The sequence below is a fragment of the Paraburkholderia bannensis genome (assembly GCF_014200455.1).
Lineage (GTDB): Bacteria > Pseudomonadota > Gammaproteobacteria > Burkholderiales > Burkholderiaceae > Paraburkholderia > Paraburkholderia bannensis_A.
This window is the reverse complement of sequence record NZ_JACHBW010000026.1, coordinates 1-13451: the sequence shown is the minus strand read 5'-3', so window position 1 is coordinate 13451 and position 13451 is coordinate 1. Positions and strand designations below refer to the sequence as shown.

12 protein-coding genes and 1 pseudogene are annotated in these 13451 nt (G+C 63.3%); 8 read left to right on the top strand and 5 right to left on the bottom strand.

Features of this window, described 5'->3' with window-relative positions; translation table 11 throughout:
• The first annotated feature begins 10 nt into the window (after positions 1 to 10).
• The 3 genes from hflC to F4827_RS30600 are packed head-to-tail and all read left to right on the top strand — an operon-like array spanning position 11 to position 4247.
• Positions 11 to 1204 carry a protease modulator HflC gene (gene hflC, locus F4827_RS30610; RefSeq protein ID WP_183731631.1) on the top strand — a complete coding sequence of 398 codons (1194 nt, stop codon included), beginning with the start codon at positions 11 to 13 and terminating at the stop codon, positions 1202 to 1204.
• Positions 1201 to 2271, top strand: a complete 1071-nt coding sequence (locus F4827_RS30605) for an SPFH domain-containing protein (protein WP_183731628.1) — start codon at positions 1201 to 1203, stop codon at positions 2269 to 2271. The genes hflC and F4827_RS30605 overlap by 4 nt, the downstream gene beginning before the upstream one ends.
• Positions 2268 to 4247 carry a cation-translocating P-type ATPase gene (locus F4827_RS30600; RefSeq protein ID WP_260175490.1) on the top strand — a complete coding sequence of 660 codons (1980 nt, stop codon included), beginning with the start codon at positions 2268 to 2270 and terminating at the stop codon, positions 4245 to 4247. The genes F4827_RS30605 and F4827_RS30600 overlap by 4 nt, the downstream gene beginning before the upstream one ends.
• 24 nt (positions 4248 to 4271) lie before the next feature.
• On the opposite strand, the gene F4827_RS30595 is transcribed toward F4827_RS30600, so the two are convergent.
• On the bottom strand, positions 4272 to 4979 hold the full coding sequence (locus F4827_RS30595; RefSeq protein ID WP_183731625.1) for a thioredoxin family protein: 708 nt from the start codon (positions 4977 to 4979) through the stop codon (positions 4272 to 4274).
• A 161-nt stretch (positions 4980 to 5140) separates the two neighbouring features.
• Here F4827_RS30595 and F4827_RS30590 point away from each other — a divergent pair, with 161 nt between their 5' ends.
• The 3 genes from F4827_RS30590 (at position 5141) to F4827_RS30580 (ending at position 6930) form a co-directional block, all read left to right on the top strand.
• Positions 5141 to 5779, top strand: a complete 639-nt coding sequence (locus F4827_RS30590; RefSeq protein WP_183731621.1) for a cytochrome b/b6 domain-containing protein — start codon at positions 5141 to 5143, stop codon at positions 5777 to 5779.
• Between the two features lie 18 nt (positions 5780 to 5797).
• Positions 5798 to 6574, top strand: a complete 777-nt coding sequence (locus F4827_RS30585; RefSeq protein WP_183731617.1) for a molybdopterin-dependent oxidoreductase — start codon at positions 5798 to 5800, stop codon at positions 6572 to 6574.
• Positions 6575 to 6636: 62 nt separating this feature from the next.
• Complete coding sequence (locus F4827_RS30580) at positions 6637 to 6930, top strand: pentapeptide MXKDX repeat protein (protein WP_183731614.1); 294 nt, start codon at positions 6637 to 6639, stop codon at positions 6928 to 6930.
• Between the two features lie 202 nt (positions 6931 to 7132).
• On the opposite strand, the gene F4827_RS30575 is transcribed toward F4827_RS30580, so the two are convergent.
• The 4 genes from F4827_RS30575 to F4827_RS30555 all read right to left on the bottom strand — a co-directional run bounded on the left by F4827_RS30575 (position 7133) and on the right by F4827_RS30555 (position 11699).
• Positions 7133 to 7828 (bottom strand): hypothetical protein, encoded by a 696-nt coding sequence (locus F4827_RS30575; protein ID WP_183731611.1) that lies wholly within the window; start codon positions 7826 to 7828, stop codon positions 7133 to 7135.
• A complete protein-coding gene (locus tag F4827_RS30570; RefSeq protein WP_183731608.1) occupies positions 7816 to 8508 on the bottom strand; it encodes a hypothetical protein in 693 nt (230 codons plus the stop codon). The genes F4827_RS30575 and F4827_RS30570 overlap by 13 nt, the downstream gene beginning before the upstream one ends.
• Before the next feature lie 121 nt (positions 8509 to 8629).
• Entirely contained in the window at positions 8630 to 8884 is a 255-nt protein-coding gene (locus F4827_RS30565) for a hypothetical protein (RefSeq protein ID WP_183731604.1), read from the bottom strand.
• 436 nt (positions 8885 to 9320) lie between these two features.
• On the bottom strand, positions 9321 to 11699 hold the full coding sequence (locus F4827_RS30555) for a DNA polymerase II (RefSeq protein WP_311674917.1): 2379 nt from the start codon (positions 11697 to 11699) through the stop codon (positions 9321 to 9323).
• Between the two features lie 122 nt (positions 11700 to 11821).
• Here F4827_RS30555 and F4827_RS30550 point away from each other — a divergent pair.
• Both F4827_RS30550 and phaP read left to right on the top strand, forming a co-directional pair.
• Positions 11822 to 11986 (top strand): annotated as a pseudogene (locus tag F4827_RS30550) (cytochrome C); the annotation flags it as partial.
• A 528-nt stretch (positions 11987 to 12514) separates the two neighbouring features.
• Positions 12515 to 13102 (top strand): TIGR01841 family phasin, encoded by a 588-nt coding sequence (gene phaP, locus F4827_RS30545; RefSeq protein ID WP_183731598.1) that lies wholly within the window; start codon positions 12515 to 12517, stop codon positions 13100 to 13102.
• Positions 13103 to 13451: the final 349 nt, after the last annotated feature.

The following is a 13451-nucleotide window of genomic DNA, read 5'->3' as shown; positions in this document are numbered from 1 at the left end:
GCGGCCATGCATGCGCGCGGTACGAATCAATCTTGAGCAAGGTGAGCTGAACGTGGGTTTCATTCATACACACGGCGATGCACATGACCACAAGCACGGCCACAAGCACGGCCACGAGCACGGCCACGAGCACGGCCACGAGCACGGCCACGAGCACGGCGGCCGCGATGGCGATCACCATCACGGCCATCGGCATCGGGGTCATTCGCACGGCCAGCCCGGCGCGCCGGTGAACCGTCCGCGCTTCGCACTGCGCGTGGCGCTCGCGGCGCTCTGCGTGATCGTCGCGCTGGTGGTGGCGAGCTTCGTGCAGGTGCGCGAGGGCGAAGCGGCGGTCGTCACCCGTTTCGGCGATCCGGTGCGGGTGCTGCTGCAACCGGGCCTGGCCTGGCGGCTGCCCGGGCCCATCGAAGCGGCGGTGCCCGTCGACCTGCGCTTGCACACGACATCGAGCGGCCTGCAGGACGTCGGCACGCGCGACGGCCTGCGCATCATCGTGCAGGCCTGGGTGGCGTGGCGCGTGCCCGCCAACGCGAACGACATCGGCCGCTTCGTGCGTGCCGTGCGCAACGAACCCGACGAAGCCGCGCGGCAGATCCGCTCGCTGGCGGGTTCGGCCTTGCAGACCACCTCGGCGGGTTTCGATCTCGCCTCGCTGGTCAACACCGATCCCGGCCAGGTGCGCATCGGCGCGTTCGAAGAGGCGCTGCGCCGCCAGGTGGACGCGCAGGTCTATGCCGCTTACGGCGTGCATGTGGTGCAGGTCGGGCTGGAGCGTTTGACGCTGCCGGCCGTGACGCTGGCGGCGACGGTCGAGCGCATGCGCGCCGAACGCGAAACCGTGGCCGCGCAGCGCACCGCCGAAGGCAATCGCGAAGCCGCGCAGATCCGCTCGGACGCCGACCGCGACGCGCGCGTGCTGATCGCCGACGCCAACGTGAAAGCCGCCGATATCGAGGCGCAATCGCGCAAGGACGCCGCGGCGATCTATGGCAAGAGCTACGCCGCCGATCCGCAGCTTTACACGATGCTGCGCTCGCTCGATACGCTTGGCACCGTGGTCAACACGAACACCAATTTGATCCTGCGCACCGATACCGCGCCGTTCCGCGCGCTCGTGCAGGGGCCGCCGGGCATGGGCGGCCCAGCCAATAGCGCGTCGGCCGGCAACGTGCCCGCGCCCAGCCACGGGCGCACGCGATGAGCGCACCCGAACTTCAACCTGAACTTCAACCTGAAATTCGGCCCGGCTTTCAGCCCCGGCTCGGCCCGGCCGCGCAGACCGTGCGCCTGTCGTTCTGGTTCGTCGCAGCGCTGGCGGTGGTGGCCGCGCTCGCCTGGGCGACCTCGAACGTGCGCCGCATTCCCGCCGACAGCAGCGCCGTCGTCACGCGTTTTGGCGCGTATGTGCGCGAGCAGGGCGCGGGTCTGCTGGTGGCGTGGCCGCGCCCCTTCGAAGAGGTGCAGATCGTGCCGGGCAGCCAGCGCGTGCTCGAACATCGCGTGATTGCGCTCGACCGCGATCCCGGCGCACCGGCGACCCTCGGTCTCGACAGCGACGCTGAAGCCGGTTCCGGCTACGTGCTCACCGGCGACAACGGCGTGGTGCAACTGAGCGCCACGCTGTTCTATCGCGTGAGCGACCCCTATGCCTACGCGCTGCAGCTCGCGCATCTGGACGCGGCGATCGAGCGCGTGGTGTCGGCCGCCGTGGTGGAGACGGCGGCGCGGCGCGACCTCGACGCCATCCTCGTCGCTCGCCCCGAAATGGTGTCCGCCGACCAGCAGATGGCCGTGCGCCGCGAGCAGCTGCGCGGCGATCTGGCCGGCGCGATCCAGCGTCATCTGGATGCGCTGGCCGCCGCGCACGCGGGACTGGGCATCGAAGTGGCGCGCGTGGATGTGCAGACCGCCTTTCCGGCATCGGCCATCGACGCCTTCAACGCCGTGCTGAACGCGATGCAGAACGCCGGGCGCGATGTCGCACAAGCCCGCACCATCGCCGAAAAGACCCACCAGGGCGCGCAGCAGAACGCCGACCGCATTGTCCAGGATGCGCAGGCCAGCGCCGCCGAGCGCGTGGCAAAGGCGCAAGCGGAGACCGCGACCATCGCGCAGCTCGAAGCGGCGCTGGCCGACAGCCACGATCCGGGCCTCGTTGCGCGCGTCTATCGCGATCGTGTGCAGGCGGTGCTGGCGAAGGCCGCGCGGGTCACCACGCTGGACCCGAACGACGCGTCGAGTCTGGTGCTGCCGGGGCGCGCGCCATGACGACACCGTATGAGGCGGCGACGCATCGCGCCGATATGCGTGACGAAGCTCCTTCGCGCCAGCAACAGGAGGTCCGCGCGCTCGCGCTGTCGGCGGCCGAGCGTCGCGCGATCACGCGCCACACGCTGCTGGCGCTGCTCGCGGGCGGCCTGCTGCTGCTCTCGCTCGCGTGGCCGTGGCTCTCGCCCGCCGGTGCGCGCGGCGACGCGACCGTCGCGCAGTTGCTGGCGGCGGCGGCTTCGCTGGTGGTTGCGCCGCCCGTGTTCGCGGGCGCGTGGCACAGCCTCAGGTCGCCGAGCCTGCATGGCGTGACCGACCGCCTGATTGCGCTCGCCATGCTGGGGGCGTGGGCAGTGGGCGACATGACCACCGCGGCGCTGCTGCCCATCGTCATGACCTTCGGCCACGCGCTCGAAGAGCGCAGCGTGCTGGGCTCGCAGGAAGCGATTCGCGCGCTTGGCCGTCTGACCTCGGGCAAGGTGCGGCGCGTGCGCGAATCGGGCGAGATCGAGGAAGTCGCGTACGAGGCGATCCGCCAGGGCGATCTGGTCGATGTGCCGCCGGGCGCGCGCATTCCCGCCGATGGCGTGGTGCGCCAGGGTCGTTCGAGCATCGACAACGGTCCGATCACGGGAGAATCGCTGCCGCAGGACGCAAGCGAGGGCGCGAGCGTCTACGGCGGCGCGATCAACCTCGACGGGCCGCTGCGCGTGGAGATCACACAGGTTGGCGAGGCTTCGACGCTCGGCAAGGTGATCGAGCTGATGCAGCGCGCGCAAGCCGCCAAGCCCCCCATCACGCAGGCGCTCGAACGCTATATGGACGTGTATCTCGCGCTCGTGCTGCTGATCGCGGCGATCGTCTGGTTCGCGAGCGCCAATGCGCAGGCGATGCTCGCGGTGATCGTCGCGGCCTGCCCGTGCGCACTCGTGCTGGCCGCGCCCTCGACGGCCATCGCGGGGATCGCGGCGGGCGCGCGGCGCGGCATCCTGTTTCGCAACAGCGCGTTTCTCGACAAAATCGCCGAGATCGATTCGCTGGTGATCGACAAGACCGGCACGCTCACGCATGGCGAGCTGCGTCTCACGCACACGCTGTGGCAGCCCGGCGTGGACGAAGCGCAGGCGCGCGAACTGGCGCTGCGTCTCGCGCTGGGCAGCGCGCATCCGGTGTGCCGCGCGCTGGTGCGGGAGATGAGCTCCGGAATCGAGCCGCTCGCCGAAGCGCGCGAGTTACGAGGCCTCGGCGTGATCGCGCAGACACCTGCTGGCGTCGCCGTGCTCGGGCGTGCGGACCTGCTTGCGCAGCACGTGAGCGCGCTGCCCGCCGCGCCCGCTGCGACCGCTGTGATGGACGGGCCGTGCGCGGGACTCGCGCTCGATGGCCGCCTGCTGGCGTGGTTCGGCTTTGCCGATACGCTGCGCGTGGAGGCGCGCGCAGCGCTCGACGATCTGCGCACGCTCGGCATCACGCGCGAGGCGCTGGTGACGGGCGACCGCGAAAGCGTGGCGCGGCGGCTGGCGGGCGAAGTCGGCATCGAGACGGTGGTGGCGCAGGCGCTGCCGCACGACAAACTCGACTACGTGCTCGCCGAGATCGATGCGGGCCATCATCCGCTCGTGGTCGGCGACGGCCTGAACGATGTGCTGGCGATCAAGGCGGGCTCGACCAGCGTGGCGATGGGCGAACGCGGCGTCGATATCGCCGTCGCCTGCGCCGATGTCGTGCTGCTCGCCGACGATCTGCGCCGTCTGCCGGACTGTATCCGCCTTGGTCGCGCCTGCCGCCGCATCGCCACCACCAATGCCGCGATTGGCCTCGCGTGGACCGTGGCGGTGATCGCGCTGGCGGCGCTCGGCGCGCTGAGCGCCGTGGCCGCCGCGGTCCTCCATAACGTGGGCACGCTCGTCGTGATCGGCAACGCGGGTCGCCTGCTGCGCCGCGATGACGCCGCACCGCACAACCCATCCGCCTGAATCGCTGCGCATGCGTGGCGACGCTTACTGTTTGTCGGGCGCATCCACCACGCGCGCAGCGCCCAGGATCGCTCCGTCGCCCGCTTCAAGCAGCACGGCCAGATGTTCACCCGTGACGCTCGCCGCGTTCAACGTCTGCGCCGCTCCGGTCCACTGGCCAATCGGCGTGTATTCACGCACGATGTTCGACTCGGTGAGCGTGCGCCCGGCATTTTCTCCTCGCCCGACCGGCGTGACGCGTCGCGTGTCATAGCCCACCAGCACGACACGCGCACGTCCGTTGCCGGCTCCGATGGTCACCAGAACGTGTTCGCCTTCACGCCGGGCATTCACGGTCGCGGCTGATTCGACGTTGCGCGTCGCCTGATCTATGGCAGAGCTGGCGGCGACGTGATTGGAGCCCACCACCTCAACCTTGCCGTCTATCACCATTTCCGGCGTGTATTCGAAGTCACGAAAAAGTTGCGCGTAGCGGGCCTGACGCGCATCGGCGTCGCTGAAAGAGAAGGGGTCCTTCCAGCCAAGCTGGTTCCAGTAGGTGACATGGAACGCCAACGGCAGAACCTCCGGGCGCGTGTCGCTCAGTTCGGACAGGAAACGATCCGCAGGCGGGCATGATGAGCAGCCCTGCGAGGTGAAAAGCTCGACGACAACCGGCCGCGAGGCGCCAGCGAACGCTTGCGATGCGAGAGCGGCTGCAGCACAGAGCACAGTGAGAGAGCGGGCCAACATGGACGGACTCCAGAAAGCATCGGTATGGCTAATTCGTTCGCCCGACGGAAACGGTTACAGCAAACGTCCCGCATTACGCCTTTAAAAAAATTTTCAACCGGCTGTAACCACCGCACTTTCCCCAGCGAACTTACGCGTATCCGACCTTCATGGTGATCGACATGGAAACGCTGAAGGCAGAACTCGCTGCGGCGCACAAACCCCTCGGGCGCTCGCCCCGGATTCACCCGCTGTGGCTGCGCATCACGCATTGGCTCAACGCATTCGCGGCGCTGATCATGATGTTTTCCGGCTGGCGCATTTATGATGCGTCCCCCGTGTTCCCGAGCATCGTCATTCCCCCGGCGATCACTTTGGGAGGCTGGCTCGGCGGTGCGCTGCAATGGCACTTCGCGGCAATGTGGCTGCTGGTTTTCAACGGCGTCGTCTATCTCGGGCTCAACCTGGCGAGCGGCCGGTTCGCCAGCCGGTTCCTTCCGCTTTCGCCACGTGCCGTACTGAACGATCTTGCCGCTGCGCTCAAAGGCAAGCTCGATCATGGCGATTTGCGGCACTACAACGCGGTGCAGAAGCTCGCTTATCTCGTTGTCATCGTCGATCTGATCGTGCTCGTGTTGTCCGGTCTCGCGATCTGGAAGTCCGTGCAGTTTCCGCTCTTGCGTGAACTGATGGGCGGCTACGACAACGCGCGCATCGTGCACTTCTGTGCGATGTCGGTGATGGCTGCATTCGTCGTTGTTCATGTCGCGATGGTGGCGCTCGTGCCGCGCTCGCTTTTAACCATGCTACGCGGCCGCTGATTCGCCGGGACCGACATCATGAACATCAAGAACACGCGCCCTTTCGCACTCGACCGCGACGCCATTCTCGCCGACGCGCGCCGCGAACTGGATATGCCTTCGCGCCGCCTGTTTGGCAAGCGGATGCTGACGCTCGGCGGTTTATCGCTGCTGACGGGTTGCTCGATTACCGACAACGATTCGGTGAACCAACTTCTCACCGCGGTATCGCGGCTGAATGATCGCGCACAGGCGCTGTTGTTCGATCCGCGCCGGCTTGCACCGACCTATACCGAAGCGCAGATCACCCGGCCATTTCCGTTCAACGCGTTCTATGGGATCGACGATGTTCCGCAAGTCGATGGCAGCGACTATCGGCTCAAGATCACTGGGCTGGTCACGGGAAAGCGCAGCTGGTCTTTGCCGGAACTCTACGCGCTGCCGCGCACCGAGCAGATTACGCGGCATATCTGTGTCGAAGGATGGAGCGCAATCGGACGTTGGGGTGGGACGCCTTTCGCGGATTTTCTGCGCCGCGTCGGCGCGGATACCACCGCAAAGTATGTTGGCTTTCGTTGTGCGGACGACTACTACGAAAGCATTGACATGCCGACCGCGCTGCATCCGCAGACCTTGCTCACGTTCGACTACGACGGCGAGCGCCTGCCGGCCAAATACGGCTATCCGATGAAACTTCGGATGCCGACCAAGCTCGGCTACAAAAACCCGAAGCATATCGTCGAAATTTTCGTGACCAATACCTACCCGGGCGGTTATTGGGTCGATCAGGGCTACAACTGGTTCGGCGGGTCCTGACTTTTTTCGTTTTCGGCGTCCGCATGCACGGATGCCAGTTTCACCCACCAAGGAGATCAGCAATGAAGCGATTCATCACGGCAGTATGCGCAGCGGCACTGGCAATGGGCGCATCGGCAGCGTTTGCGCAGGCAAGCGGCGCGATGGCAAACGACACGATGGGCAAGGATACGATGTCGCACGACACGATGAGCAAGGATGCGATGGGCAAGGACTCCATGGGTAAGGATTCGATGTCGCACGACACGATGAGCAAGAAGGGCATGTCGCACGATTCGATGAAAAAAACCAGCAAGATGAAGAAGCACGATGCGATGGGTATGGACCATCCTGCGTCTGGTGCGATGTCACAGTAGCCAGCGCACGCGATGTGAGCGGATGGGGAGGGTCTACCCTCCTCGCCGTGCCTTTGACACCGGGTAACAAGCGCTAGAAGCGACGGAGCTGGCGAAGCGTCCGTCGCTTGCTCAAATATGCCCCGGACAATCAGCATCCAGGGATAATGCGCCAGCGGCTGGCGCATGGGTGACGTCGGCCTGTGTTCATCAGCACGGGCTTCTATTGTGCTGAATTTGCCGACATATATTGCTCACGCACTGCCAGACCACCGTAGGGCATGTGAGACGCAGTGACTATCGCTACATAGTCAGAATAGGCGTAATTCACCCTTGCGACCGCAACCGGTTTCTCCAGCAACGACGTCAGGCTTGTGTCGCCAGACGTCGATGTGGGCAACCCGAGAGCATTGCGGAGATTTTCAACCGCAATCTTCCAGCTCTGCCGGGCTTCGGTTTCGGTCATGTTGCGCCGGTACAGATTGATGGCCATCAGTGTGTGCGCCGGTCCAAAGCTAAACCATAGTTCGCTCACGGGTGGCCCGTTTGTGCCGAGCAACTGCGCGGGTACGCCGCGGCATCGCAGGTAGTGCAGCCCGCGTGAAAGTGCGTCGCAATGCACGTTTTCGCGCCCCATCTTTTCGGCAACCTCGGCCTCGGTACTGCGGTCAAGCTGCAGTCCCAATGCCGGTCGATCGGGCGCCGCGGTCAAACCTCGTTCACGCGAGATGGCGTTTTGCTGAATCGACAGCACGACATGGGAGTCGATGCTGTTGACCGGGCAACCAACACCAAGCTTCGCCAGAACCTGCCGACCCTGTGGGGTGTGCATCCAGCCAATCGCAGCGACGCTCAGGCACGTCGCCGCAGCGATTCCGGGGATGAGGCGCGAAGTGCGCGCCGCGCTTAGCTGGAACATGATGTTGCAACCGTCGGCGGCAGATAGAGCGGTCCACCCGGTGTTGCAGTGATGATGGTGGTGCGCAGGTTGAACAGCGTCGGCACCGCGCTGTACTGGAATTTGGTGCCAACCGGGATGCCGGCGGAGTTTTTCTCGGTGAGGGCGTACGTGCCGTTTGTCGTCGAAGTCAAGGCGGCAAAGTCGGCGGCGGGCAACTTGTTCTGCAGCGTTGCCACCAGATCCACCATGAACTGGTCGAATACGCAGCCAGGAACGCCAACGTCGTTATGAGCGGTCGTCATGTCCTGACACATTTCCGGTTGGGCGTCGGTATCGCCGGCAACCTTGACGGGTCCTGGATAGGTGTAGGGTCCGCCGAGAAGCGATTGGAACTGCAGCGTGAGACATGCTTCGAGCCGGGCAGGGGTGTCATGAGCGGCGCTGCTGTGACTGGTGTTGCCTGATACCGCCGCAAAATACGGCGCCTCGACCGGATCAGCCAGCAGACCGGTGACCGCGGCGTTGACGACGCCCGCTACGGCCGCCGGCGCCGCTGAATCACCGCCGAGCGCAGACCAGATTGCCTGATTCTCCGGGTGTTGCACGACCCGTGCCGCCGTAACGTCATTGCCGCCTCCACAGGCGCTGAGTGATGCCAGCGTTGCCGCAGCCAGCGCGATGCCAATAGCTCGATTCATGAAGTGTCTCCTCAAGGCGCCATCGCAACGCGTTTACCCGAATCGGGACGCTATTACATTAGCGGGATGGCAAACGCTTATACGTGCGACTACGAAAAGCGGATGCAGCAGACGGGAGCACTCATTGCCCCGTGCTCGCTGGTGCCGTCTGCATCATCGGAGGATTGGCTGGCGTATCTGCCCCCTGTTTCTTGTCTGCAAGCTGCGCTTGCTGCGCCTGCGGCAACGGGCTTGTCGGTCCAGATATCGGATCGCCGTGCCAGGTCATGCCTGCCGTTGCGGCACTATGCGCATTTCCCGCGGCGCATACGGCATGGGGCAGCGCGCTGCCTGCAGTCGCAACGAGGGCTGCAATGGTCGTCATGAGTATCTTCATCGCCTGGCTCCTGGTGGTGTGCTGCCTGAATGGCAGGGGATTACCGGCAGTTACGTTCGAGAGCGGGCGCCGGATGCATCGATTCGGGGCCGCCGGTGCGACTGGATGCTCATGCTGGCGCTTTTTCAGGTAGGCAGTGGGGGCGTGATCCCGGCGTCTCTCGTCGCTAGCCGAGCGTTTTGCTCGCGACTGGCGACTTTGGAGAAGTGAATCTTGAAACCGTCGTGGATGGCCGCGCCATATCTGGTGCGTGACATCGGTATCAATGCGGTGATGCGCCCTGACCCATTGATCCTGGCGAAGACGCGAGTGTTCGTTGATGAGATCGCGAAGGCGCTGCCTCCAGGCGACGCTGACGCGAGATAGCGATCTTGCGTCTGGGTGCGAAGCAGGAGGGCATCGTGCCCGATGGGGGCAAACGCTTAAAACCGGCGCTTTAAAACAGGCTCGCCTGGCCGGAAATCAGCGTTTCGAAGGCTTCGCGCAGGAAGGGCAGAATCGCATCGGCGACGGGCTGCAACTGACGCGTCAGATAAAACGTGTAATCCGGCGGCGCGCTCAGCGTTTCGAGGGGCTCCGGTCCCACGGTGGTCATCACATAGCTGATCCAGCCGCCGTTCTGATACTGCAAGGGGCGGCCTTTTTCGCGGTTGTATTCGTCGGCCACGCGCGCGGCGCGCACATGCGGCGGCACGTTGCGCTGATAGTCGCTCAAGGGGCGGCGCAGACGCTTGCGAAAGACCAGTTGATCGTCGAATTCTCCGGCCAGCGTGCGCCGCACGTAATCGCGCACGTAATCCGCATGCGGCTCGCGCATGAAGACGCGCCGGTAGAGTTCGCGCTGGAATTGCTGCGCAAGCGGCGTCCAGTCGGTGCGCACCGTTTCCAGGCCTTTGAAAACGACTTCCTCGCTGCCGTCCTTCGTCAGCGAAAGACCGGCATAGCGCTTCTTGCTGCCCTCTTCCGCACCGCGCACGGTGGGCATCAGAAAGCGCGAGTAATGACGCTCGAATTGCAGTTCGAGCGCACTTTGCAGTCCAAAGCGATTTTCCAGTTCCGCCTTCCACCAGGCATTGACGTGTGCAACCAGCTCGCGGCCCGTGCGCGTGGCATCTTCTTCCGAATGCGCGCGCTTGAGCCAGACGAAGGTTGAATCGGTATCGCCGTAGATGACGTCGTAGCCCTGCGCCTCGATCAGTTTGCGTGTCTGACGCATGATTTCGTGGCCGCGCATGGTGATCGACGAAGCCAGACGCGGATCGAAAAAGCGGCAACCCGTCGAGCCGAGCACGCCATAAAACGCGTTCATGATGATCTTCAGCGCCTGCGAAAGCGGCGCATTTTTTTGCCGCTTGGCGGCCTCGCGGCCATCCCCGACCTGACGCACGATGTCGGGCAGACAGTGCAGGGTGCGCGAGAATCGCGCGCCCAGAAACCCGGGCACGGAATGCGCATCGTCGGGCGCGCGCAAGCCTTCGATCAGCCCGACCGGATCGATCAAAAACGTGCGGATGATCGACGGATACAGGCTCTTGTAATCAAGCACGAGCACCGAATCGTAGAGGCCGGGCCGCGAGTCCATCACGAAGCCGCCAGGGCTGTTCTCGCCCACCACATCGCCGAGATTGGGCGCGACGTAGCCGAGCCGGTGCATGCGCGGCAAATACAGATGCGTGAACGCCGCGACCGAACCGCCGCTGCGATCGACGGGCAAGCCCGTGACCGAGGCGCGCTCCAGCAAAAACGCCATCAATTCGGTCTTTTCAAAAATGCGCGTGACAAGTTCGCAATCCTTGAGGTTGTAGCGCGCGAGCGCGGGCTTGTCCTCGTCGAAACGGCGCTGGATTTCGTCCATGCGCTGATACGGATTGTCGACGGCCTTGCCTTCGCCCAGCAGCGTTTGCGACACATATTCGAGGCTGAACGAAGGGAAGCTCCAGGTGGCGGAACGCAGCGCTTCGATACCGTCGATGATGAGCCGTCCCGCCGCCGCAGCGAAATAGTGGTTCTGGTTGATGCTGTGCTCGCGCCATTCCATGACCGCGCCACCGCGCCCGAGCCGCAGCGGCACGCCATATTGCTGCGAGTGCGCGTGCAGCACGCGCAGATCGAATTGCACCAGATTCCAGCCGATGATCGCATCGGGATCGTGCTGCGCCATCCAGGCGTTGAGGCATTCGAGCATCTGCGCGCGGCTCTCGCAGTACGCGAGATCGAAATCGATCGCATCAGTGTCGCCATTTTGCGGCGCGAGCATATAGACCTGACGTTGCCCGCAACCTTCCAGCGCGATCGAATAAAGCTCGCCTTGCGCACTCGTTTCAATGTCGAGCGACACCAGCCGCAGCGAGGGGCGATATTGGGCGCCAGGCTTCATCTCGCCGTCGATCAACACGCCGGTTTCATCGGCCGCACCGCGAAACAGCACCGGCGCGGTGATGAAACGCTCCATCATGTAGCGCTCGGGCGGCTGGATATCGGCTTCGTAGACATCGACGCCCGCTTTCGTCAGGCGCTTCGCCGCGCCCGTAAGCTGGCGATACTGCGGCGCGTAGAGGCCCGCGATGGGGCGCTGACTGAAGTCCTTGAGATCGAGTTCGCGCCATTCGACGCCCTTGTCGCGTTCGAGCACGCGCTGGGCGGACTCGCGCTGCGCTTGCGGCACAAAGGCCACCGAAGTTTGCGGGCGCAGGCGCAACTGCCGCGGGCCGTCGGGCGTCGCGAGCCAGAAGTCGACTTCGGTGTGCGTGGGCGTGTCGCGCCAGTGGCGGGTCAGAATGAAGCCCGGCGTCAGGCCGGGTTGATGCTCGGTCACGATAAGGTTAAGCGTGGGGATCAGCGTGGTTTATATGCAGGCCGGTTCGGGGCTGTGGCGATTGTAACGCTGCGAGGCGGGCGATACTGGGGCTGCTCACAGGAACACAACAGCACAACAGCACAACGCAGGAAGCGTGGGACGTAGCGGCCTTCATGGACAGCCACGAAAGACGGCAGGACCCGCGCTTTACGGGATCGGTCGAGCAGACGCGTGCGAAATATCACGACACGCCCAATTCGATGTGCGGCATGGCCGTCAATGGCCACGTTCCGGGCAGTCCATGAGCATTTGCTCCCGGGTGGCTTTTGAAAAGCGCGCGTTCTATTTGGTTCGTTATCCTTTTTAATGAAGTGGATTGAACCGTGCGCCATATACGGGCGTGTTTAATTGAAATGGCATTAATTAGCGTCTCAAGGCTAATTGCTCGCCTTGGCCGCACCAGTCGATAGCTTGTCAGTCTCACTTGGCTAAAACGTATAACGCGAATTGATCATTCGCGCCGTATGCATTCCAGTGCATTCGCGAACGAATCCGACCCTGCATGCGTCAGTGAGCATAATTTGTAATTTTATTTGCCTGACAACTGCAAGAAATAAACCCGTTCCGAATCGAATTGCGGCGACTCAGGGTTTTCACCTAATTGTGTGTTGCACAAAATTGTTAAATTGATGGCTTAGAATCAAGTGTCTAATTGCGTTGCCACGATAGTGTGCGTGTTGCGCACAGTGTCGGACGAAGTGCTCGTGAGCCGCATCGAAGCGCGGCTCGATTTAGTCAATCTATTTAGCATTTCTAACCATGAGGCATAGCCGATGACCGAGTCCACGAACGATTTCGCATCCGATCATCTCCGGGCACAGTATCAGTCCGGCATCGCGGCTTTTTTCGCATTCACCCAGCCCGCCTTCAAGAGTGTCGAAGCGGTCGTCGCCTTGAATCTCCAGGCTACGCGCGCCTTGCTGGCGGAAAACGAAGCGACGCTCAAGAGCGCGCTGCAAACCGCCAGTCCCGTCGAATTGTTCACGCATCATGTGAGCGCTTCGCAGCAGGCCGCTGCCAAGGCGTTGTCATACGGTCGTCAGCTTTTCGATATCGCCACGCATGCCCAGGCCGAATTGACGCAGGCAGCTCATGCGCAAGCCGAAGCGCAGCAGGAACGTGCCAGGGCTTTGGCAGAACGCTTCTCGCAGCACGCGCCCGCAGGGTCGGCGCCGTATTTTTCAGCGTTTAATTCTGCCTTTTCCGCTTTTGGCAATGCCGCCGAGACTTTTCGTAATTTCACCCAGCAAACAATTGACTCGACGCGCGAACAATTTGATGCGCAAGTCGATTCGATTGCTGCTAAAGCGTATCAGCAGCCTGCCACGCAGGAGGCTGCAGTCATTCACGCCGCGAAATAATTGTTATTGCATTTAGCCTCAAGACTTTGGCAATGAAAGCGCGGTTGCGACGTCCAGGCGTTGCACCGCGCATGCCAAATACGTTTTAGCCAACCTCATTGAATCAGTACGCGTCGCTATCGCGTTTGTTCCCCGTTTTGTCATCTGTGTGTAACGGTCTACAGACACGCTGATTCATGTGTCGTGAGCGTGTCGTCGATGCGCCGCGAGATGTGGTTTTTTGAAGCAGCAATCCCGGTAAGTCTCTTTAATGCAGGAATCGAAAATGACTGACATTGTGATCGTTTCGGCCGCACGCACGGCGGTGGGTAAATTCGGCGGCTCGCTGGCAAAGGTGGCCGCGCCGGAG

Excerpts from the sequence above, each read along its gene's own strand:
- hflC (WP_183731631.1), top strand. The coding sequence starts at position 11 with ATGCGCGCGGTACGAATCAATCTTGAGCAAGGTGAGCTGAACGTGGGT.
- F4827_RS30605 (WP_183731628.1), top strand. The coding sequence starts at position 1,201 with ATGAGCGCACCCGAACTTCAACCTGAACTTCAACCTGAAATTCGGCCC.
- F4827_RS30600 (WP_260175490.1), top strand. The coding sequence starts at position 2,268 with ATGACGACACCGTATGAGGCGGCGACGCATCGCGCCGATATGCGTGAC.
- F4827_RS30595 (WP_183731625.1), bottom strand. The coding sequence starts at position 4,979 with ATGTTGGCCCGCTCTCTCACTGTGCTCTGTGCTGCAGCCGCTCTCGCA.
- F4827_RS30590 (WP_183731621.1), top strand. The coding sequence starts at position 5,141 with ATGGAAACGCTGAAGGCAGAACTCGCTGCGGCGCACAAACCCCTCGGG.
- F4827_RS30585 (WP_183731617.1), top strand. The coding sequence starts at position 5,798 with ATGAACATCAAGAACACGCGCCCTTTCGCACTCGACCGCGACGCCATT.
- F4827_RS30580 (WP_183731614.1), top strand. The coding sequence starts at position 6,637 with ATGAAGCGATTCATCACGGCAGTATGCGCAGCGGCACTGGCAATGGGC.
- F4827_RS30575 (WP_183731611.1), bottom strand. The coding sequence starts at position 7,828 with ATGTTCCAGCTAAGCGCGGCGCGCACTTCGCGCCTCATCCCCGGAATC.
- F4827_RS30570 (WP_183731608.1), bottom strand. The coding sequence starts at position 8,508 with ATGAATCGAGCTATTGGCATCGCGCTGGCTGCGGCAACGCTGGCATCA.
- F4827_RS30565 (WP_183731604.1), bottom strand. The coding sequence starts at position 8,884 with ATGAAGATACTCATGACGACCATTGCAGCCCTCGTTGCGACTGCAGGC.
- phaP (WP_183731598.1), top strand. The coding sequence starts at position 12,515 with ATGACCGAGTCCACGAACGATTTCGCATCCGATCATCTCCGGGCACAG.